17 protein-coding genes and 3 pseudogenes are annotated in these 19,650 nt (G+C 69.8%); 10 read left to right on the top strand and 10 right to left on the bottom strand.

Features of this window, described 5'->3' with window-relative positions; translation table 11 throughout:
* Positions 1-58: 58 nt before the first annotated feature.
* Positions 59-679, top strand: a complete 621-nt coding sequence (locus CFW40_RS01475; RefSeq protein ID WP_088801837.1) for a flavin reductase family protein — start codon at positions 59-61, stop codon at positions 677-679.
* Positions 680-873: 194 nt separating this feature from the next.
* On the opposite strand, the pseudogene CFW40_RS01470 reads toward CFW40_RS01475, so the two are convergent.
* From CFW40_RS01470 to CFW40_RS01445, 5 genes and pseudogenes are all read right to left on the bottom strand, one after another.
* Positions 874-1,106, bottom strand: a pseudogene (locus CFW40_RS01470) (DUF2277 domain-containing protein).
* 28 nt (positions 1,107-1,134) lie between these two features.
* Complete coding sequence (locus CFW40_RS01465) at positions 1,135-1,722, bottom strand: alpha-ketoglutarate-dependent dioxygenase AlkB (RefSeq protein WP_371127214.1); 588 nt, start codon at positions 1,720-1,722, stop codon at positions 1,135-1,137.
* 772 nt (positions 1,723-2,494) lie between these two features.
* Positions 2,495-2,653: pseudogene (locus CFW40_RS38835) on the bottom strand (methylated-DNA--[protein]-cysteine S-methyltransferase); the annotation flags it as partial.
* 529 nt (positions 2,654-3,182) lie between these two features.
* Positions 3,183-3,929: a hypothetical protein gene (locus tag CFW40_RS01455; RefSeq protein WP_088796012.1), complete on the bottom strand. Its 747-nt coding sequence runs from the start codon at positions 3,927-3,929 to the stop codon at positions 3,183-3,185.
* Positions 3,930-4,806: 877 nt separating this feature from the next.
* Complete coding sequence (locus CFW40_RS01445; protein WP_088796010.1) at positions 4,807-5,184, bottom strand: VOC family protein; 378 nt, start codon at positions 5,182-5,184, stop codon at positions 4,807-4,809.
* A gap of 556 nt (positions 5,185-5,740) precedes the next feature.
* Here CFW40_RS01445 and CFW40_RS01440 point away from each other — a divergent pair.
* The 3 genes from CFW40_RS01440 to CFW40_RS01425 all read left to right on the top strand — a co-directional run bounded on the left by CFW40_RS01440 (position 5,741) and on the right by CFW40_RS01425 (position 7,998).
* On the top strand, positions 5,741-5,971 hold the full coding sequence (locus CFW40_RS01440; protein ID WP_088796009.1) for a DUF6296 family protein: 231 nt from the start codon (positions 5,741-5,743) through the stop codon (positions 5,969-5,971).
* Between the two features lie 267 nt (positions 5,972-6,238).
* Positions 6,239-6,562 carry a hypothetical protein gene (locus CFW40_RS36520; protein WP_143034600.1) on the top strand — a complete coding sequence of 108 codons (324 nt, stop codon included), beginning with the start codon at positions 6,239-6,241 and terminating at the stop codon, positions 6,560-6,562.
* 584 nt (positions 6,563-7,146) lie between these two features.
* Positions 7,147-7,998, top strand: coding sequence for a GNAT family N-acetyltransferase (locus CFW40_RS01425; RefSeq protein WP_371127310.1), 852 nt, complete (start codon positions 7,147-7,149; stop codon positions 7,996-7,998).
* A 49-nt stretch (positions 7,999-8,047) separates the two neighbouring features.
* Here the strand turns inward: CFW40_RS01425 and CFW40_RS01420 are convergent, their stop codons facing one another.
* A complete protein-coding gene (locus tag CFW40_RS01420) occupies positions 8,048-8,746 on the bottom strand; it encodes an aspartate/glutamate racemase family protein (RefSeq protein WP_088796005.1) in 699 nt (232 codons plus the stop codon).
* A 566-nt stretch (positions 8,747-9,312) separates the two neighbouring features.
* On the opposite strand from CFW40_RS01420, the gene CFW40_RS01415 reads away from it, so the two are divergent.
* A complete protein-coding gene (locus tag CFW40_RS01415) occupies positions 9,313-10,074 on the top strand; it encodes a chitinase (protein ID WP_176956614.1) in 762 nt (253 codons plus the stop codon).
* 10 nt (positions 10,075-10,084) lie between these two features.
* Here CFW40_RS01415 and CFW40_RS01410 read toward each other — a convergent pair.
* Positions 10,085-10,552 (bottom strand): annotated as a pseudogene (locus tag CFW40_RS01410) (GNAT family N-acetyltransferase); the annotation flags it as partial.
* A 243-nt stretch (positions 10,553-10,795) separates the two neighbouring features.
* Here CFW40_RS01410 and CFW40_RS01405 point away from each other — a divergent pair.
* The 4 genes from CFW40_RS01405 to proP all read left to right on the top strand — a co-directional run bounded on the left by CFW40_RS01405 (position 10,796) and on the right by proP (position 15,732).
* Positions 10,796-11,524, top strand: coding sequence for a Mut7-C RNAse domain-containing protein (locus CFW40_RS01405; protein ID WP_088801835.1), 729 nt, complete (start codon positions 10,796-10,798; stop codon positions 11,522-11,524).
* 640 nt (positions 11,525-12,164) lie between these two features.
* Positions 12,165-13,073: a hypothetical protein gene (locus CFW40_RS36905; RefSeq protein WP_176956615.1), complete on the top strand. Its 909-nt coding sequence runs from the start codon at positions 12,165-12,167 to the stop codon at positions 13,071-13,073.
* Positions 13,074-13,200: 127 nt separating this feature from the next.
* Positions 13,201-13,899: a class F sortase gene (locus CFW40_RS01395; protein WP_088796002.1), complete on the top strand. Its 699-nt coding sequence runs from the start codon at positions 13,201-13,203 to the stop codon at positions 13,897-13,899.
* 321 nt (positions 13,900-14,220) lie between these two features.
* Positions 14,221-15,732 carry a glycine betaine/L-proline transporter ProP gene (gene proP, locus CFW40_RS01390; RefSeq protein WP_218136811.1) on the top strand — a complete coding sequence of 504 codons (1,512 nt, stop codon included), beginning with the start codon at positions 14,221-14,223 and terminating at the stop codon, positions 15,730-15,732.
* A gap of 93 nt (positions 15,733-15,825) precedes the next feature.
* Here the strand turns inward: proP and CFW40_RS01385 are convergent, their stop codons facing one another.
* A complete protein-coding gene (locus CFW40_RS01385) occupies positions 15,826-16,485 on the bottom strand; it encodes a maleylpyruvate isomerase N-terminal domain-containing protein (protein WP_088796000.1) in 660 nt (219 codons plus the stop codon).
* A 90-nt stretch (positions 16,486-16,575) separates the two neighbouring features.
* Here CFW40_RS01385 and hemC point away from each other — a divergent pair, with 90 nt between their 5' ends.
* On the top strand, positions 16,576-17,511 hold the full coding sequence (gene hemC, locus CFW40_RS01380) for a hydroxymethylbilane synthase (RefSeq protein ID WP_088795999.1): 936 nt from the start codon (positions 16,576-16,578) through the stop codon (positions 17,509-17,511).
* Positions 17,512-17,623: 112 nt separating this feature from the next.
* Here hemC and CFW40_RS01375 read toward each other — a convergent pair whose 3' ends face one another.
* Both CFW40_RS01375 and CFW40_RS01370 read right to left on the bottom strand, forming a co-directional pair.
* Positions 17,624-18,781: a hypothetical protein gene (locus CFW40_RS01375; RefSeq protein WP_088795998.1), complete on the bottom strand. Its 1,158-nt coding sequence runs from the start codon at positions 18,779-18,781 to the stop codon at positions 17,624-17,626.
* A gap of 94 nt (positions 18,782-18,875) precedes the next feature.
* Complete coding sequence (locus tag CFW40_RS01370) at positions 18,876-19,517, bottom strand: dioxygenase (protein WP_256331657.1); 642 nt, start codon at positions 19,515-19,517, stop codon at positions 18,876-18,878.
* Between the last annotated feature and the right edge of the window lie 133 nt (positions 19,518-19,650).

The following is a 19,650-nucleotide window of genomic DNA, read 5'->3' as shown; positions in this document are numbered from 1 at the left end:
TTCTGGGCGGCGGAGAGGTGCTGGCGGGCGACGCGCGCCTGTGTGGATACTGATCACCATGCGCATTGACTTCGATCCCGCTGAGATGTCCCGCAACGAGTTCTACAAGCTCCTGACCGCGACGGTCGTGCCGCGGCCCATCGCCTGGATCTCGACGATCAGCCCTGATTGTGCTTCTACGAACCTGGCCCCCCACTCCTTCTTCACGATCGCGAGTGTCGCGCCGCCCGTGGTGCAGTTCAGCTCCGTCGGTCGCAAGGACACCCTGCGCAATGTCGAGGCGACCGGGCAGTTCGTGGTCAACCTGGCGCCCGAGGGGCTTTTCGGGCAGATCAATGACACGGGCACCGACTTTCCGCATGGGGTGAGCGAGTTCGAGGCGGCCGGGATAGCCACCGAGCCGAGTTTGCGTGTCAAGCCTCCGCGGGTGGCGGCCTCACCGGTGGCGCTGGAGTGCGAGGTGCACAGCACGCTGGGCATCGGGGATTCCACCGTCGTGTTCGGGCGCGTGGTGCATGCGGCAGTCTCGCAGGACGTACTGGTCGACGGCCATCCCGAGATCTCCCGGCTGAAGCCCCTGTCGCGGCTGGGGAAGGACGAATGGGGCACGGTTGGTGAGGTGCGGGAGATCTCCCGTATTCGCCACGCGGACTGGCGGGGGCCGGCGGGCAATCGATAGGAGGCGGAGCGGAATCTTCTGGGAGGGAGGTTTCGCGCTCGGCCGGTGCCCGTTTTCGTGCGCGGTCAGCGGCCGGGCCGGCCGCCTGCTGACCACGGAGCGTGATGTGGGGTGGCATATTGTCCCGCCCGTGGCTCGCCCGGCGGTTCGGCTGGTGCTTCGTCCGGTGATTTTGCCGGTGGATGAGAGGTGCCTCAGGGATGCGAGGGCCGGCGGCCGGCGGAGCCGCGGATCTGGAGGCCGTCGAGGAGTTCCTGGGTCGCGGCCGCTACGGCGTCCACGGCCTGGTCGAACACCTCGCGGTTGTGTGCGGCCGGGGCGCGGAACCCGGAGACCTTGCGGACGTACTGCAAGGCAGCGGCCCGGACGTCCTCGTCGGTGACCTCGGGGTGGTGGGCGGACGGAGCGTCTTGATATTGCGACACATGAGTCCAGTCTGCCTCGCGGTGCGGCAGCTATCCGTCGAGTCCGGTCACCCGCATGGTGATGTTGAGGCGCCCCGTGGTCAGGCCGGACGCGGGGTCGCCGGTGCCCGGCCTGACCTTGGGCACTCCGTGGTACGCGAAGCGGGACGGTCCGCCGAAGACGAAGAGATCACCGGAGGCCAGTTCGATGTCGGTGTAGGGCTTGGTGCGCGTCTCGGTGTTGCCGAACCGGAAGACGCAGGTGTCGCCGATGCTGAGGGAGACCACCGGCGCGCCGGAGCGCTCTTCCTTGTCCTGGTGCATACCGAGCTTCGCCTGGCCGTCGTAGAAGTTGAGCAGTGCGGTATCGGGCGTGTAATCGTCCCCCGCGGCGGCGTCCTGATATGCCTCGACCAGCGCACTGCGGCCCAACTCGACCATCCAGTAAGGGAATTCGGCTACTCGGGCGCCGTTCACATCATCGGCGGTGCGGGTGTACGCGTACGGCTGCCAGTGCCAGCCGATGCACACGGTCTGCACGGACATCACACCGCCGCGCGGCAGCTTGGTGTGCCGGATCGGGGCCGGACCGCGGGCCCAGCCGCGGCAGGCGGCGACGAGTTCGCGTTGCTGCGGCATGGTCAGCCAGCCGGGGACATGGACGGCGCCGGGGGCGATCTCCCGACGGCCTGCGGGAGTGTGATCGGCCGCGGTGGGAGTTCGGAGGGGCCCGGGGCTCGTGGAGCCCCCGGTGCCCCCGATGCCCTCGAAGCCGGGAAGTGGCGTGCTCATGTAATCCTGCCTTGCCTCATCGCTCGCTGATGACAGCGTGCCACGGGGACCAGCGCTCGGCGGACGGGCCGGTAGCTGATGGGTGACCCAGCCGCGGTCGATGGTCCAGGTGCTGCCGTCGGCGGCGGCACCGCGCATACCCTGCAGAGTCGACGAGCCGGCCAGGGCGGGTACGCGGGAGTCGCCGAGAGCGGCGAAGCCGTAGGTGCGTGCCGGGTCCCAGTCGGTGCTGTGACGCAGCCGGCGGCTCATCTGGGCCCAGCTGAGAGGCGCGGCGGCCACTACCCAGGCATCAGGGTCCCCGGCGGTGAGCCGACGCGCTGCCCGGATCCAGGACGCAGCGGATTCCGGCCAGTCGACCACGGCGAGCACCGGCAGCCGCCCGAGGGCGCGCCAGGTTTCGGCGAACGCGGCCGCTGCCGACCGCGACGCGGGGTCCCGGCTGTGCCCGACGGTCACCGTGGCGATACGGGCCCCGGGTGCGGTCAACAGGCCGATCAGGGCGGTGAGTTCGGCATCGGAGTGCGGGGTGGGGGCGGGGAGGTCGCCGTATGCGGCCGTCTGCGCCGGGGAAAGAAGGGGAGAGGTCATGATCGAAGGGGTCCAGGCGAAGCGGGGCTCAGATGAGCGTTGGCTGAAGGGCGCCCTCGTGTGTGAGCAGCGCGGTTTTGCGTTCGGCCCCCGCCGCGTAGCCGCGCATCGAGCCGTCCGCGCCGATCACACGATGGCAGGGGCGCACGATCGGCAGAGGATTCGCAGCGATCGCCGCGCCCAGGGCTGAGAGGGAGGTCAGGCGGTGCCGCCAGGTGCGGTGGACGATTCCTCGCCGACGAGCAGCAGCTCGCCCAGGGGGCTGTCGAGCGTCGTGTAGCTGGTGGTGGCGGTGGATGCCGTGGGGGAGGACATAGCGCTCTCCTCGTTCGCATGGGGTGCTTTCACTTCCCGAGTCTGCGGGCTCGGCCGCGCCGTGGCTGGCGGAAAACGGACGTCACGGTTGCGTGGAGGGCGGCAACGGCCGGCGGCTGTGGCTCACTGGTCACATCCACCGGCCACCGGCGTGTCGCACTGCCGTACACACGACGGCCGACACGCCGTCACGCCGACCGTATTCCCTGGGGAGCTACCTCAGGCCGATCTGGAACACGTTGTCGGAGCCCGCCTCGCCCTCGCCGTTGTTGCCGGCGTTGGTGGTGGTCAGCCACAGGGACTTCGTGCCGGGCGCGGACTTCCACGGCGGCGGGCTGGTCAGTGCTCCTGCAGATGAATCGCCAATCTGGCCCCAGGAATTGGCCTTATCCCCGCGATGCTCAAGGGTGGTAATGCTCGGCGACCTTCGTCGCCACGCCGTCCTCCACGGTGACCCGGACATTGAGGGAGTTCGTCCTGGCGGCCTCGTCCAACTGCGATTCGGTGCACGGGGAGGTGCCGTAACCGTCATTGTCCATCGTGACGTCGCCGTCCGGCCCGCCGCACATGGCAGCGGCCCCCAGGGCCTCGGTCTGCGGGCCGATGTCGAAGCGCTGCTCGGCGCCGGATTCCGGGGCCACGATCATCTTGCCGGGGGCCAGATACTTGAGGACGCCGTTCCAGGTGCCGCTCACGCCCTTGCCGTCGGGCGCAGACCCCGTACCGGCCGCGGAACCGGAGTCCGACCCGGCCTCGCTCGTGCCGCCTGTTCCGTGGTTTCCACCCGTCCCGTTGCCGCGACTTGTCTTGCCGCTACCTGCCCCGGAACCGCCATCGTTGCTCTTCCCGGTGTCAGACGGCTTCGGGCTCGGGGTCGACTTGTCCTTGGTGCCCGGGCCCTCCGCTACGTTGCCGAGGGCCGCGGCCTCCTTGGACAGATCGTTGGGATCGGGCCTCGACGAGACCTTGGTGCTCGCCTTCGTGTCGTCACTCCCGCTGCCACAGGCGGTCAAGGAGAGTGCGGCAACGGCGATCAGCGAAGCGGCAGCGATCCGGCGCCCACGGTGTAAAGCGGAGCCCACGGTGGCGGGGGACGTGGCGGTGTGGTGGACGTCTGCGTCGACCTCGGAGGCTTCGTTCCAGGACATGAGTCCCCTTTTCTGCCCCGTGTCTGCACTCTGCTCTTCCGCCGCAGCGTTGCTGCGGAATCGCGCCGGTGCTGCGTGGGCCTGGGCGTGGCTGTGCGCGTGGGTTCCGGCCATGGGCTTTTGGCATGGCGTGGGTGCCGCCGTCATGAGCGGGACAGGCTCCAGGGTGACGCCGGCCGCTGCCGATCTACTAACGCACGACTAACGCGGGCTCGGCATCCGTTCGTTCACCGGAAACCGTCCATTGGGTCGGCCCCCTGGCCAGCTGCTTCCAGGAGCAAGCCAGGAGCTCACGGGACAGGAGGCAGAAGGCAGGAAGACCGGGCGCGGACCGCCGACTTGGGCGTGCGCGGGAGCTACGCCGCCTCGACGACCTCCGAGCGCACCGCCAACGTCCAGATCTCCAGCAGCACCGCATACTCCGCCATGTCCTGAGCCGACCACGCCATACCGCGACGGGCGCGCACAAATCGCCGGATCGATTCGTTCGCCTCGGAAGCAGGAACGGGCGCACCCGTAGGGGCAGAAGGAGTTGGGGACATATGAGCAATGCTAGGGGCAGACACTGACAACGCAGACCCGCACGTGGCGTGGCTCCGCCCGCAGTGGGCGCCCCAGCAGTTGTCCCTACGCCACCTCAACTGTCTGACCAGCAGGGACAGTCGGCCCTTCGGTCGCCCCTCGCTGCCTGCATGTGTCCCTTCCCACACGCTCCGCGGTCGCCCGGGGTTACGGAGGAAGCCTCCATCCCCTCCCGCTCCAGGCCGGCATCGTCAACAAGCAAGCCCAGCAAGCCCAGCAAGCCCAATGGGCACAGCAGGCACAGCAGGCCGAACAAGCTCAGCAGGCCCAACAGCCCCCGCCCCACAGCAGTCCCTCAATCGAGAAAGAGGCAGAACGGATGACCCGCCGGGTCAAAGAGCACCCGAACATCGTCCTGCGGCTGGAATTCGGCACATGACGCACCCGCTGCGACGGCATACGCCTCGGCCTCCGCAAGGTCATCGACCCGGATGTCGAGATGCAGCATCTTCTGCTGCTCCTGGCGGTGTTCCGGCCATACGGGGGGCTGATAGCCAGGCTCGGACTGGAACGCGAGCCCCATGCCTCCGTCCGGGCGCCTGAGCAGCACCCAGTCCGGTTCGCCGGCTTCCACTTCCCAGTCGAGGAGCCGCTGGTAGAACGCGGCAAGCGCATGGGCATCCGAGCAATCCAGAACCACCGTCGCAAGCGTGAACAATGGCTTTTCCGTCACCCTCGCACCCTTCGAGTCACCGGCACCTGTCCGTCTCCGGGTCGGCCCCTGTTCGTGGCCTGCCCCGACCGAGGAGCGTCGCACCCCGGCCGGGCCGGCGCTACCCCGATCGGGTGAGGTCTGAAGTCCGTCGTCGAGGTCGGTTCCCCGGCCGCATCCTGGGCGTCGGCGTCGTCGCACGCGCAGGCCACCGCGGTCACATCGGTCCCGGCGAGGTGGCTCTCCCCGCACTCCTCGTTGAGCTCCGCCGGACCCGCCGTTGTCAGTGGTGCCCCCTACCGTGGCTCCCGTAACTATCCGAGCTGCTGGCGCTTCTCGGACCTGCCCCGCTCCCGTGACAGCGCACGGGAGCGGGGCTCACCAATCCGGTCGGCTACGGTGCCGCCACGCCGCGTGAGCCGCGACCTCTGTCCGGCACGCCGGCATGGGTTCCGGTCATCTCGGTGTCCTCCTCAGGCGCGACGGGCGGGTGTGGGTGACGATGGAAGTGCCGAGGTGCAACGGCGGTGGGGGAGTGACGCCCGGAGCACCTGCCGAGTCGTGTCGGGAGGCCCCGATGGATTACCCGGAATGCTATGAGCTGGTGTTTCAAGCACCTGCCGTCGAGGACGACGTGGTGATTGTGCGTCGTACCGAGCGCGCAGGAGCGGGCGGCTATCCGGTCTACGAGGACGAGTCGGGGATCGTACGCGCGGAGATCAGTGACCGGGGTGAAGTCCGCATGCTGGCCAGCGGGGGGCATCAGATGCTCAAGACGCCGCTGCTGGCACGACCCCTGACTCCATGAGCTTTCAGGAGTCCGTCCGGCGGAGGTCTACGGGCGGATGTCTACCGGCGGATGCCTGGCGTGGGCGAATGGTTACTCGACGAGAGTTCTTACGGTACGCATGTATGTGATTTCGCTCCGTGTCATTCCAAGGGGAGGGATCGACCATTCCAGTCAGGTGGGCGGGCCGAGCCATCAGGCGGATGGGGCGCTGCTCCGCTCCGGTGCCCGGCCGAGGAGGCAGGCGACCCTGTCCGCGACCACGCCCGGTTGCTCGGCCTGGATGAGATGCCCCGAGTCGACCCCTTCGAAGCGCCCGTCCGGCAGCGTCTCGATCCAGCGTCGCTGGTGTTCGGCGATGACGGCGTGCTGCTCTTCCCGGCCCTTCATGTCGCTTCGGCCGAACCCGGCGCGGTCGTAGGCCACCAGCCGGGCCCGGTCGGCTGTCTCCTATCGCCAGGCACCCTCTGGCTCAGCCCGGACGAACTCACCGAACTCCTCGGGAAACTGGTCGAGGCCCTGCAGCCTTCCCTCGGCAACGAGCCCACGCCAGATCGCTCGCCCTACCTCCTCAGCCCCATCCTCTTCCCCGCCGAGCCGCCGACGCCCTGACGGAGCACGATGCGCTTCGGGAGCCGGGAGCCGGGAGCCGGGAGCCGGGAGCCGGGAGCCGGGAGCGGGGGCTGCGCGCCGCCATGGTTGACCGAGCAGCGCCTGGTGGTGGATGGAGGCTCAGAGGCCCCGTAGGTGGTTTCGTTTGGGAGGCGTCCTTCGGGCCGTCTCGGGCACTGCGCGGCCCTCGCCGTCCCCGTTGTGAGCCGCGCCTTCATCGTCCCTGTCGGTCTCGCCGTCCTCAGCGCTTCCGGCGGGATCGGGCTCGGCGTCGGAGGCGGAGGGTGCCGCGGGGTACGTCGTCTGGCCTCCGAGTACGGCCATGGCGCGTTCGAGCGTCTCACCGGTGAGCTGCATCCGGATCCTGGCCAATCGTTCTAACTCGCTACGCGACACCACGTCAGAGTACCTGCCGTGAGTTCAAACCTAGCTACGACCCAATAATTTGTGACGATAGGGGAGTTGGCGGTCCCCACCCGGGTCCTCGACAAGTTCCCCACCACCACCCCCACCCCTGCCTCCCGTCCGGGGTGGTCTGCGTCCGTACGTAATGCGGTGGCAGTGGTTCGCCTCCTGCTGTTTGGATGCGCGGTATGAGTAATGTGGAGCCGGGCGAGCGCGATGAACTGCTGGAACGCCTTGAGGATTACTACGATGCCGTCCCCCGCTCCGGAGCCCGGACCGAGGACTTCGGGGCACTGACGTTGTTCGTCAGGGAGGGGCAGGGGTGGCCGTTCTATGCGCGCCCGACGCGGGGGTGGCGGGGAGAGGTGACTGCCGCCGAGGTGAACCGGGTGCGCGTCCGGCAGCGGGAATTGGGGATTCCGGAGAGTTTCGAGTGGGTCGCGGAGACCGCGCCCGCGCTGCGGGCCGCGGTCGAGCAGTCGGGGCTGGCCGTGCACGCACATCCCTTGATGGTGCTGAGCCCGGACGTCCCGACCCCCGAGGTGCCCAACGTGGCCGGCGGTGTGGCGCTGCGGAACGTCGGGCCGGACGACCCGGTGTTGCCCAGTGCGCTGGCCGTCCCTCACCTGGCCTTCGCCGACCCCGGGACCGGAGTCGGCGTGGCCGGGGTGGCAGAACTGGCCCAGGCGGTGCGAGCCGCCGCCGGGGACGGGTCGGTGGAACGTTCGGCCGCACGCATCCGGGCCGGTCTGACGTCGGTTGCCGCCGCGGTGGAGGACGGCAGGGCGCTGTGTGCCGGTCAGCATCAGCCGGTCGGGAAGGTCAGCGAGATCGTCGGAGTGGGAACGCTGCCGGCCGCACGCCGCCGTGGGCTGGGGCTCGCGGTCACCGCGGCGCTGGTGGCCGACGCACGATCACGGGGCGTCGAGACCCTTTTCCTGTCCGCAGGCGACGACGATGTCGCCCGGATCTATGCCCGGCTCGGCTTCCGCTCCGTGGCCACCGCAATGATCGCCGAGCCTGCCGCATAGCGGGTCGCCGCGAGGATCCGTCATCCGTGCCGCGCGACGGCCGTACGGATTACGGGGCGTCGGCGAGGGCGTGCGTGACGGCTGCTTCGGCATGCAGCCGGGTAGTCGGAAAGAGCGGAACCGGACTGTGCTCCGGCTGGATCAGCAGCTCGATCTCGGTGCAGCCCAGCACGATGCCCTCGGCCCCGGCGTCGACGAGATGGTTGATGACGGCCTGGAACGACTTCCGGGATTCCTCGCGAACGATGCCGAGGCACAGCTCCTCGTAGATCACGCGATGGACGGTGCCTCTCCCGGCGCCGTCCGGGACGAGTACGTCCAGCCCGTGGCTTTCGAGCCGGCCGCGGTAGAAGTCCTGCTCCATGGTGAAAGCGGTACCCAGCAGCCCGACGCGGCGCAGGCCGCCGGTACGTACGGCGTCCGCGGTGGTGTCGGCGAGGTGCAGCAGCGGGACGGTTACGGCGGCGGATACCTGGTCGGCGACCTTGTGCATGGTGTTGGTGCAGAGCAGCAGCAGGTCCGCGCCGGCCGACTCCAGAGCCCTGGCGGCCTCGGCAAGTATCTCTCCGGCCTGCTCCCAGCGGCCTTCGGTCTGCAGCCGTTCGATCTCCGCGAAGTCCACTGAGTAGAGCACGCACTTCGAGGAGTGCAGTCCGCCCAGCCGCTCGCGCGTCAACTGGTTCAGCAGCCGGTAGTACTCCGCCGTGGACTCCCAGCTCATGCCGCCGAGCAACCCGATTGTCTTCATCGGGCCACTTTCGCACAGGGCGTGAGCTGTTGCGGCCGCACCGCCTGGTCCGACGTCATGTCACCGGTCTGAAACGGTCCGCCGCGGCCTGAGGGGGTCGGATCGGCCCGGCCCGGCCCGGCCCGGCCCGGCCCGTCCGGTTCGGCTCGGTCCGTCCGGTTCGGCTCGGTCCGTTCGCGGAGTGGCGGGGAACAGCGGGAACTGTGGGGGAGTCGCCGTGAGTTCGCGTTCGTCGGTGTTGAGCGTCGATGGATCGATGGATCGATGCATTGGTATGGACATGCTCAACGTGGACGCCATAATCTGACGTTGGTCTAGACCGCGGCTTTGGTGGTCGGGCCCGCAGTCCCAGGTGCAGTTGAGAAGTCGCAGTTGAAGTTGCGCGCGTAGTTGCAGGTGCAGTCCGTCGCCTTGCCCGCACTTGTCCGTGAGCTCGTCGTTGGATGGCTCCGTGCTCCGAAGCCCGCCAATCGACGTAGTTCGTAAGGCAGTTCGTTCATGAGGTTTCCCCCCACACGTCGTGGCCCCTCTTGTCCGGAGTCCGGCCGCGCGAAGGAGTCGCCGTGATGAGAGCACGTATTGCCGCACTGCTGAGCGCCACCGCCCTGGCCGCGAGCCTGGCCGTCGTCGTTCCGGCGGCGCCTGCGGCAGCAACAGTGGGATGCTCCGGCTGTGCCGCGGTACCGGGCGGTGCTGACGCCCGGGACGAGGGGTTCGTCGTCAGCGAGGCGCAGTTCCACCAGATGTTCCCGAACCGGAATGCGTTCTACACCTACAGCGGCCTGACCGCGGCTCTCAGCGCATTTCCGGAGTTCGCGAACACCGGGAGCGACACCGTGAAGCGGCAGGAGGCCGCGGCATTCCTCGCGAATGTGAGTCATGAGACCGGTGGCCTCGTCTACGTGGTGGAGCAGAACACCGGGAACTACCCCCACTACTGCGACGCCGGCCAGCCGTACGGGTGCCCGGCAGGTCAGGCCGCCTATTACGGCCGCGGTCCCATACAGCTCAGCTGGAATTTCAACTACAAGGCGGCGGGCGATGCGCTCGGCATCGACCTGCTGCACCACCCCTATCTGGTGGAGCAGGACGCCGCCGTCGCCTGGAAGACCGCGCTGTGGTACTGGAACACACAGACCGGGCCGGGCACCATGACCCCGCACCAGGCCATGGTCAGCGGGGCCGGGTTCGGTGAGACCATCCGCAGCATCAACGGCTCTCTTGAGTGCAACGGCGGCAACCCCGGCCAGGTGCAGAGTCGGATCAACAGCTACCGGAGCTTTGTACAGAGCCTGGGGACCACGCCTGGCGACAACTTGAGCTGCTGACGAGGGCTGCGGCGAACGCCCTGCGCAGGGCCGCGGCAAGATTGCCCTCGTCGGCCGGCCGGGACGGAAACAGCTCGACGAACGGCCGGCCAAGGCGGGCCGCGATGCCCCGGGCGAAGGTGGTCTTGCCGGTTCCCGTCGGACCGGACAGGGCGATCGCTCGCGGTGGCCGGACGCCCTGCCGGGCGGCTCGCTCCGGCTCCGCCACCAGCAGCGCGCTCGCCGGCCCCCGGCCACGCCACGCCGAAGAGATCGCGATCCGCATCACCCAGCCCCGCTCACCCGCCACACACGCGAGCGCCGTGCCGATGGGCGCACCCTGGTGAACGGCCACCACAGCGGGTTGCCGCGAGGTCAGCGCACTGATGCACTCGGCGAGCGAGAAGACGGCCTCCTGTCCGAGCTCGGCCGTGGAGTCGATCAGGTGGACCACTGCGGCGAGAGCGTTCTCGCGGTAGTCGTGGATGAGCCAGTTCACCGGTACCGCCCCTCATTGGTCATGTTGGTGCTCTTCGTGCTCTTCGTGCTCTTCGTGCTCTTCGTGCGCGCCGTGCGCGCTGCAGGGGGTGCGGTGCGCGGTCGCGTGTGGCCGAGCCGAGCTGCCCGGCCGGTGGCGCGACACCGCAGCACGGCGAGGGCGGACCCGAGGCCTGGTCGTCCCTCCCGTGACCGGCGGGAATCCGCTGGCTGGCCAGGCCCGCCCGATGGCATGCTGGCGGGCGTGAACGGACCCGAGATCCATCTGAGCTTCGCCCCTGAGCTGCACCTTTTCGTCGCCTCGGTGCACACCACGACCGTCCCCGCGCCGGTGGTGACCGACGGCTCGTCGACGCTCGGCCATGTCGTCGAGTCGCTCGGTGTCCCGCTCACCGAGGTCGGGCGACTCGTCGTGGACGGGGTCGAGGTTGCCGTCTCGCATGTGCCGGGGGCGGGCGAGAACATCGAGGTCCACGCCGTCGAACGCCCGCAGCGGATCGCCGGCGCGCCCCTGAGGTTCCTGCTCGATGTGCACCTCGGCACCCTGGCGCGCAGGTTGCGGCTGCTCGGTGTCGACGCCGCGTACACGAACGAGGACCCCGGTGACGCGGCACTGGCCGCGCTCTCGGCCAAGGAGCGGCGGGTGCTGCTCTCCCGGGACCGGGGATTGCTGCGACGCCGGGAGATCTGGGCGGGTGCGTTTGTCTACAGTGACCGGCCCGATGACCAACTCCGCGACGTACTGGGCCGTTTCGCCCCCACGCTCGCCCCGTGGACGCGCTGCACCGCCTGCAACGGCCGACTGGCGGACGCGGACAAGAACTCGGTCCGCGAGCACCTTGAGCACGGCACTCAGCGCACGTATGACGTCTTTGCGCAATGCACTGCCTGTGGGCGCGTCTACTGGCGTGGAGCACACCATGCGCGGCTGGAAGCGATCGTGGAAAAGGCACTCCGGGACAGCACGGCCTGAGGCCATGGTCTGAGCGAGGCGAGGCGAGGCAGGGAGCGCGCCCTCGCTCTTCCCACGGGACGCAGGCAGGGCGAAACGAGCTTTTTCTGCAGGGGAGTTGGCGTCTTCCTCCCCCGTACTCCGTGGCCTACGGAGTGATACGCATAAGCGACTGCCCGAGTGACCGCATCCCGTAAGGGCTGCTGTGCGACCGCAGGACGCCAGGCCTCATCAGCCGCGGCGCCGCATCGCGACAGTGACGCTCGGTCCCGAAAGCCTCTCGTCCCACGCCATCGTGCCGGGGCGTCACCACAGGCTCACCACGGAGCTCATCGCGGGCGTTCCCCCGGGCATCAGGCCGTCGGCGTGTCGCGGAGAAGCCCGCTCGCCACGCGCCCGTCAGGGGCCAAAATCGCAACGCCGTGGAAGGCCGCAAAAGCGCCTCTAGCCCACTCGTTGCGCGACACGCCGACGACGCGCGCCATCCAACGGGTGAATCCACTGCCTTCGGCCACCCGAAGAGCCCACGGCGTCCCTCGAATGCGACATTCTCCGGTGGTGCGAGGCCGCGATCCGGCTGACGGTGATCACGTCGCCACTGCGATCCGATGAGCCGGCAAAGAGTCAGCCTTCGCAGTCGCGCCGAAAGGAAAATGTCCCCATGCGCACTGCTCGCACACTGTTCGCCTCAGCCGCCGTTACGGCGGTGCTCGCAATCTCCGCCCCCGCTGCGAACGCCATGATCACGGCGGACATTGCCTCGGACAGTACCTCTTCCGTCAGCAAGAACGACCACGACAGGAACGGCGACCGCGACCACGGCCGCGGCGGCGACCGTGACCACGGCCGTGGCGGCTACGGCGACCGTGACCACGGCCGCGGTGGCTACGGCGACCGCGACCACGGCCGTGGCGGCTGGGGCCGTGACAACTGCCGCGACAACGGCCGCGGTGGCTTCGGCGACCGTGACCACGGCCGTGGTGGCGATGGCCGCGACAACGGCCGCGACAACGGCCGTGGCGGCTTCGGCGGCCGTGACAACGGGCGTGGCGGGTTCGGCGACCGCGACCACGGCCGTGGCGGCTGGGGCCATGACAACTGCCGCGACGACCGGCGGCCGAGCGGTGGTGTGCACACCGGCGGCGGCGCCATGGCGGCCAAGACCGTGCTGGGCGACTGGGACCAGAGCAGCGGCTACGGCGACGACCACGACAAGGGCGGGCGCGGCGGTGACCGCGACCACGGGCGCGGCGGTGACCGCGACCACGGCCGTGGCGGCGACCGCGACCACGGCCGTGGCGGCGACCGCGACGGTGGCCGTGGCGGCTACGGCGACCGCGACGGTGGTGGCTACGGCGGCCGTGACAAGGGTGGCTACGGCGACCGCGACGGTGGTGGCTACGGCGGTGGCGGCGAGTACCGCAGGCCGCACGGTGGCATCCACACCGGCGGTGGCGGCCTGGCGACCGGTGGCGGTATGGCCGCCGGCTCCGTGCTGATGCTCGGTGGTCTCGGTGCTGGTGCGTACATGCTGCGTCGTCGCAACTCCTCGGGCGCTGCGGCGGCCTGATCCGGTTGCCCCATACGGGGGCCGCTGTGCTCGCGGCCACCGTTCCTCGTGAACGGTGGCCGCGGCGATTGCCTCACCGGTGGCCCTTACGCCGCGCCGCCGCTCCGTTCATGAAAGGCACCCGCACATGACCGCCCAGCAGTCGCCCCAGCCGAATTCGAACCCCTCCCGGACTTCCACCGCGTCCCGCCCCCTCGGCCGCGGCCTGCTGTGGTCCGCGGGAGCGTTTCTGCTGGGCTCCCTCCTCGTCTACAACTCCGTGGACACCTCGGCAGACCCCAAGCCGCAGTCCCAGCCGGCCGTGGCGTCCTCCGCCACCCCGAGTCCTTCCACCGCCGCCGCGGTTCCTGACCTGGCCCTGCCCCGTTCCGCCCCGAAGCGGGTGACGATCCCGCAGATCGCCGTGGACGCGCCCTTCACCCAGCTGACCATCGGCCCGACCGGACAGCTCAACGCCCCGCCCGCGATGAACAAGAACATCGTCGGCTGGTACAAGGACGGCGCTTCACCGGGAGAGCGCGGCTCGGCGATCATCGCCGGTCACGTGGACACCAAGATCGGACCGGCGGTGTTCCTGCAACTTGAATCGCTCAAGCCCGGCAACTCGATCAACATCACCCGTGAGGACGGCATCATCGCGACCTTCAGGGTCGACAGCGTCGAGACCTTCAGCAAGGCGAGGTTCCCCAGCGACCGGGTCTACGCAGATGCCCCCACCGCGCAGCTCCGGGTGATCACCTGCGGTGGTGCGTACGACAGGAAGGTCAAGGACTACGTCGACAACATCGTCGTGTTCGCCCACCTCGCCTCGTACCGACACGTCTGACCCTTCCGGTTCCGGAACGAGCCCAGGCCGGCCCACTGACCGGCCTGGGCTCTGTCCTGTCCGGGAGGGCGCCCCGGCCGCGCCTGTCAGCTCGTGCGACACGCGGCGCCCGGCCTGCTCCCGATACGGATCGGCCGGGGAATAATGAGCCGTCGTATCAACCATGGGTGAGCTGGCGGGCCCAGGATGTGCCGAGGGGCAATCATGAGAAAGCCGCTTTCGCCCCGCTGACGGGATGACATGAGCGCTGGACGCCAAAGACCGTCGAAACCGGGAAGGGGCCGGAAGCCGGCCCGCGGGGGTACTCCCGCCACCGACCGCATGCTCCGCATTCTGCTGCGCCGCCGCAAACAGCCGCTGAGCGCCGAGGACGTGACGGTCACCGACAGGCCCGCCGTGCGCAAGGCGGTATCGGCAGCGGCACTGGGCAACACCATGGAGTGGTTCGACTTCGGGGTCTACGCCTATCTGGCCGGCACCTTGGGCAAGGTGTTCTTCCCGTCGAGTTCCCCCGGGGCCCAGGTCGTGTCGACCTTTGCCACCTTTGCCGCGGCGTTTCTGGTCCGGCCGCTCGGTGGCTTGGTATTCGGCCCGCTCGGTGACCGTATCGGCCGTAAACGCGTGCTCGCCGCCACCATGATCATGATGGCGGTCAGTACCTTCGCCGTGGGATTTCTGCCCTCGTACAGCACCATCGGCTTCGCCGCGCCGATTCTGCTGCTGATCTGCCGTCTGGTCCAGGGGTTCTCCACCGGCGGGGAGTACGCGGGAGCCACCACCTATATCGCCGAATACGCACCGGACACCCGCCGGGGATTCCTCGGCAGCTGGCTCGACTTCGGCACCTTCGTCGGGTATGCGCTCGGCTCCGGACTGGTGACCGCGCTCACCGCCGTACTCGGCGACGACGGCTTGGTGGACTGGGGCTGGCGCCTGCCGTTCCTCGTCGCCGGGCCGCTGGGGCTCATCGGCCTGTACATGCGGCTGAGGCTGGAGGAGACACCGGCCTTCCGGCGTGAGGCCGAGCAGGCACACCACGATACGGAGGCGGCCGTTGCCGCGGGCGGCGAGGACCCGGTGGAGGAGGCCCGCCAGTCCGGCAAAGGACGGCTGAAGGAGATCTTCACCCGGCACTGGGAGGCCGTGCTGATCTGCATGGGCCTGGTGCTGCTCTACAACGTCACCAACTACATGGTGACCTCGTACCTGCCGACGTTCATGACCGAAACCCTCGGTCAGAAAGCCCTCACCGCCCAGTTGCTCGTCCTCGGCACCATGATCGTCGTAGTGCTCACCATCACCACCGTGGGCCGCACCTCCGACCGCTGGGGCCGCCGTCCCGTCTTCATGGCGGGCAGCGCCGCCATGATCGTCCTTGCCGTGCCCGCGGTGCTGCTCATCCGTGCCGGCGGCATCCTGCTGCCGGCCTTCGGATGCCTGATCCTGGGCCTCCTGCTGGTGTGCTTCGCCGGTACGTCCGCCTCGACGCTGCCCGCACTGTTCCCGACCCGGCTGCGCTACGGCGCGCTGTCGGTCTCCTTCAACATCTCGGTCTCGCTCTTCGGCGGCACCACACCGCTCATCGCCTCCGCGCTGGTCCAGGCGACCGGTGACGACATGGTGCCCGCCTACTACCTCATGGTCGCCGGCGTCATCGGCCTGATCGCCACCTTCTTCCTCCACGAAACGGCCGGCAAGCCGCTGCGTGGCTCCGGCCCGATGGTGGAGAGCGAGGAGCAGGCTCAGGAGCTGGTGGCCAGGAGCCGTACCGAAGCGGGGCGGCGGGCCAGGGACCTCTGGCTCCGTCTGCGGCACCCCTGGGCGCGGCACTGAACGGGACGACGGGCCGAAGGCTCAGCGGCGTGACGGCGTCCGCCGCTCACCCGGCGCCGGCGCCATCGCCCCGGCCACACCGGTGCCCGGGAGTCATCCCCGGACGCCGCCGTACCAGCGCCAGGCGGTGCGGCGGGGGTGTCCCGGCAGTTCGGCGCGCCCGGTGGCCCACAGCAGGGTGCGCCAGGGATCGGCGTCCTCCGGGACATCCGGAAACAGCCGGGCGAGCACCCGTGCGCAGACGTCGGCGGGCGGGTTCCAGGCGAGCTGGAGCCCTTCCGCCAGGTCGTGGGTGTGCACCAGCGTCTCCACGGCGCCCATCGCGGCGAAGCCCTCGGGGTCCGACACCCCGAACACATGGTGAGCCCGCACCCGCGGCGGCGTCGTACGCACCATGGCCACCAGCAGAGCGCCGCTCGCCTCCAGCACCTGCAGCAGCCCTGCAGGACCCGCCGCACGATCGGCGTGCACGGCGTTGGAAGGACCGCCCGGCCGCCGGCTCTCCCACACGAACGGCACCGGACCCTCCAACGGTGGCCTCCGGGGGCCCAGCTGGACGGCGTACGCGAACAGGTCGTCGCTGAGATGTTCGACGGTTTCCCAGCAGTCCCACTCCAGCGAGCCCGCCTTGCCGTCCCACGCGGCCGGCGGCGCCTCGCGCAGTACGGCCACCGCGAGCTGGACGGCGCGGTCGAGATCATCCGCAGCGACGGCGGAGGACGGCAGGATGGCGGCTTCGGTCGATCGGGTCATGCGGGGACCGTACCGCGGAGGCGCGGAAGCGCGGGCGGGCCGGGCCCGTTGGTGGCGGGCCGCGCGCATCTGACGGACTATCGTGGGCGCATGTCCGCCCCTGAACTGATCCGTATCGTCTCCCGCGACTCGCCGATGGCCCTGGCACAGGTGGAGCGCGTCCGCGCCGAACTCGCCGCCCTCCATCCCGGCATCGCCACCGAGGTCATCCCGGTCAAGACGACCGGCGACCGCTGGATGGGCGCCCTGTCCCAGGTCGAGGGCAAGGGGGCGTTCACGAAGGAGGTGGACGCCGCCCTCCTGGCCGGTGCGGCGGACCTCGCGGTGCACTGCGTCAAGGACATCCCGGGGGACCGTCCGCTGCCGGCCGGGACCACCTTCGCCGCCTTCCTCGAACGCGATGACGTCCGGGACGCACTGATCCACCCCGGCGGGCTCACCCTCGACGACCTTCCCGACGGCACCCGGATCGGTACCTCCTCGGTCCGCCGGATCGCCCAGCTCGCCGCCTCCCACCCGCACCTGCAGTGTGTGCCGATGCGCGGCAACGCCAACCGCCGCATGGAGAAGCTTGCGGCCGGTGAGGCGGACGCCCTGCTGCTGGCCGTCTCCGGCCTCGAGCGCATCGGCCGTACGGACGTGATCACCCAGACCCTGTCCGTGGACGAGATGTGCCCGCCCATCGGTGCGGGCGTGCTGGCGCTGCAGTGCCGCGAGGACGACGCCGACACCATCGATGCCGTCAGCGGCCTGGGCCACCCCCGGACCTTCCAGGAGACCACCGCCGAACGAATGCTGCTGCACGTGCTGCAGGGCCACTGCAACAGCCCGATCGCCGGCTACGCCACGACCGACCGGCGCGGCGAACTGTCGCTGCGTGCCTGTGTGTTCACCCCGGACGGCAAGACGGTCCTCAACGCGCACGAATGGGCCGGCCCGCTCACCCCGGAGACGCTTGGCACCTCCGTGGCCGTCGCCCTGCTGCGTCAGGGGGCCCGCGAGCTGATCGACGGCATCGCGCACTGACGTCCGGGCACCGGGGGAAGGCGACCGGCGGCCCGCGGCCGGAACTCGCCATCCGCTGCCGGAGGGGTGGACGGACGGCAACCGCCTGTCCACCCCAAGGGCGGCCGTCGGCTCAGCCCTTCAGCCGGGTGATCGCCGGCACGAGGTCTCCTTGCCGTGAGATACCGGCTGCCCAGAGGTCGGCGGTCTTGGGCACCGTGGTGAAGCTCCGTACGACGATGCCCGGAGCTGAGGCGGTGTCCCAGCGAGCGGCCCCTGCGTTCCACCGCAGGGCCACGGGTGCGGCGCCCTTGCCTCCGACGGCCCACAGGCCGCCGTTCGCCGCCTTGCCGACGGCGCGCAGCCGGCCGTCCGCCACGTCCGGCGTCTTTGCCGCCGTCCAGGCGGTGCCGTTCCAGTGCACGGCAAGGGGACGTTCGGTGCTGCCGGACGTGCTGCCGCCCACGGCCCAGATGTCATCCGCGGCGAACGCGGTGATTCCGCCGAGCCAGTTGTGGGTGTCCTGAGGGCCCGGCACGGTGACGCGCTTCCAACTGCTGCCGTTCCAGTGCAGCAGCAGCGCCGTCTGCCGTGAGGCGGCATCGGTGGCGTACGCGGCGCCGGCCGCCCAGATGTCGTCCGGAGCGACGGCCGTCACGCTGGTGAGCTCGCCCTTGCCGACCTCGGGCAGGGTCTGCCGGTGCCAGCTCTTGCCGTCCCACGACTGGATGGCCGGAACTCCGTCCTTGACCGACCGGTTCATTGCCCGGCCCACCGTCCAGGCTCTCCCGTCGGACGTCGTGGTCACGGCGTCAGGGACGACCCGGCCGCCCGGATCGCGGTCCAGCTGGTATGTGGTCCACTTGGCGCCGTCCCAGTGCACCGACGCGCTGCCCACCGTCCAGATGTCGGCGGCCGACCGGACGGCGAGGGCCTGCGGAAAGCTGTTCTCCGGCAGGGTGGACTCCTGGGTCCAGGACGTCCCGTCCCAGCGCAGCGCGACGGCTTCGAGCGTGGTGGCACTCTTCAGCCGATAGCCCACCGCCCAGGCCTGTTTGTCGCTCAGCGCCGCTATGGCGGTCAGATCGCCCTTCTTCACGGGCACGGGTGTGGCCTGCCAGCGGTCGGCGCGGGAGGCGGAGGAGACGGAGGCTGCGGATGCCGCGGATGCCGGGGGTTCACCGTTCAGGCCGGTCAGGACCAGCGCCCCGGTGACCACGGTGGCGGCACACGCTGCCGACAGCGCTACCCGGCCGGGACGCCGCTTGGGCAGGGGGGTACTTGAGGGCATACGGATTTCCTTGTCTGGTGGGGGAACGGGGCCGAGCGCGGGGCGGTTGGCCGGCAGGGGGCGTGCCCAGATGCTTGCCGGGGAGAGCCGATCCTCAGACCTTGGTGGTGATCACGAAGTTGAAGGTGCCGGTGTAGCGGCCGTCCGCCGGGCCGGTGAGGTTGATGGTGCAGGCACGGTTGAGCAGCCGGTCGGCGGCGTTGAGGGCGGCGAAGTCCCTGCCGTACGCCTGGGTGTCGTCCGGGAAGTACAGCTGGGTGACGAGGACGGGGCCGCCGGAAGCCTGCACCTGGGTGTGGATGTGCGGGGCCCGTTGGCCCCAACGACCCCAGTAGTCCCGGGGGATGATCGTCCGGAGCAGGTAGGCGCCTCGGCTGTCCGTGTACTGGTGCCCGCGGAGCGAGAATCCGGAGGTGTCGTAGTCACCGTTCTCATCGCACTGCCAGAACTCGATGAGCGTTTCGGGCAGCGGCTTGCAGGCGGTGTCGTACACGACTCCGCTGAGGTCGAGCCGTACCCCGCGGACACCCGGAGTGATCAGATCGCCCCGTGCGGGAGAGCTGGGCTTGAACAGCGGGCCTTCGACGGACTCCGGAGTTTCGTGGCCCGAGCAGGCCGGGGTGACGGCGAGCGGGACCGCCGCTCGGCGTGCCGTCGCCGGCCGGCGCGACTCCGCGGCATCGGCGGCAGGGCCGGTCGCGGCCGCCACTCCTACCCCGAGGGCCACGGAGGTCACGCCCGCGGAGGTGGACCTGATGAAGGACCTTCTGGAACTTGTCCGCTCGCCCCCTTTCCGCGTCGGGGGCACCGGGCCGCTGGCAGCCCCCTGGCTCATATCGTCGGCGTACCGCATCGCATCTCCTTGCCGG

Source organism: Streptomyces sp. 2114.4 (genome assembly GCF_900187385.1).
Lineage (GTDB): Bacteria > Actinomycetota > Actinomycetes > Streptomycetales > Streptomycetaceae > Streptomyces > Streptomyces mooreae.
This window is presented reverse-complemented; position numbering and strand designations above follow the sequence as displayed.

Excerpts from the sequence above, each read along its gene's own strand:
- CFW40_RS01475 (WP_088801837.1), top strand. The coding sequence starts at position 59 with ATGCGCATTGACTTCGATCCCGCTGAGATGTCCCGCAACGAGTTCTAC.
- CFW40_RS01415 (WP_176956614.1), top strand. The coding sequence starts at position 9,313 with ATGAGAGCACGTATTGCCGCACTGCTGAGCGCCACCGCCCTGGCCGCG.
- CFW40_RS01375 (WP_088795998.1), bottom strand. The coding sequence starts at position 18,781 with ATGCCCTCAAGTACCCCCCTGCCCAAGCGGCGTCCCGGCCGGGTAGCG.
- CFW40_RS01420 (WP_088796005.1), bottom strand. The coding sequence starts at position 8,746 with ATGAAGACAATCGGGTTGCTCGGCGGCATGAGCTGGGAGTCCACGGCG.
- CFW40_RS01395 (WP_088796002.1), top strand. The coding sequence starts at position 13,201 with ATGACCGCCCAGCAGTCGCCCCAGCCGAATTCGAACCCCTCCCGGACT.
- CFW40_RS01455 (WP_088796012.1), bottom strand. The coding sequence starts at position 3,929 with ATGTCCTGGAACGAAGCCTCCGAGGTCGACGCAGACGTCCACCACACC.
- proP (WP_218136811.1), top strand. The coding sequence starts at position 14,221 with ATGCTCCGCATTCTGCTGCGCCGCCGCAAACAGCCGCTGAGCGCCGAG.
- CFW40_RS01425 (WP_371127310.1), top strand. The coding sequence starts at position 7,147 with ATGCGCGGTATGAGTAATGTGGAGCCGGGCGAGCGCGATGAACTGCTG.
- CFW40_RS01440 (WP_088796009.1), top strand. The coding sequence starts at position 5,741 with ATGGATTACCCGGAATGCTATGAGCTGGTGTTTCAAGCACCTGCCGTC.
- CFW40_RS36520 (WP_143034600.1), top strand. The coding sequence starts at position 6,239 with ATGCCCCGAGTCGACCCCTTCGAAGCGCCCGTCCGGCAGCGTCTCGAT.
- CFW40_RS36905 (WP_176956615.1), top strand. The coding sequence starts at position 12,165 with ATGCGCACTGCTCGCACACTGTTCGCCTCAGCCGCCGTTACGGCGGTG.
- CFW40_RS01465 (WP_371127214.1), bottom strand. The coding sequence starts at position 1,722 with ATGCCGCAGCAACGCGAACTCGTCGCCGCCTGCCGCGGCTGGGCCCGC.
- hemC (WP_088795999.1), top strand. The coding sequence starts at position 16,576 with ATGTCCGCCCCTGAACTGATCCGTATCGTCTCCCGCGACTCGCCGATG.
- CFW40_RS01385 (WP_088796000.1), bottom strand. The coding sequence starts at position 16,485 with ATGACCCGATCGACCGAAGCCGCCATCCTGCCGTCCTCCGCCGTCGCT.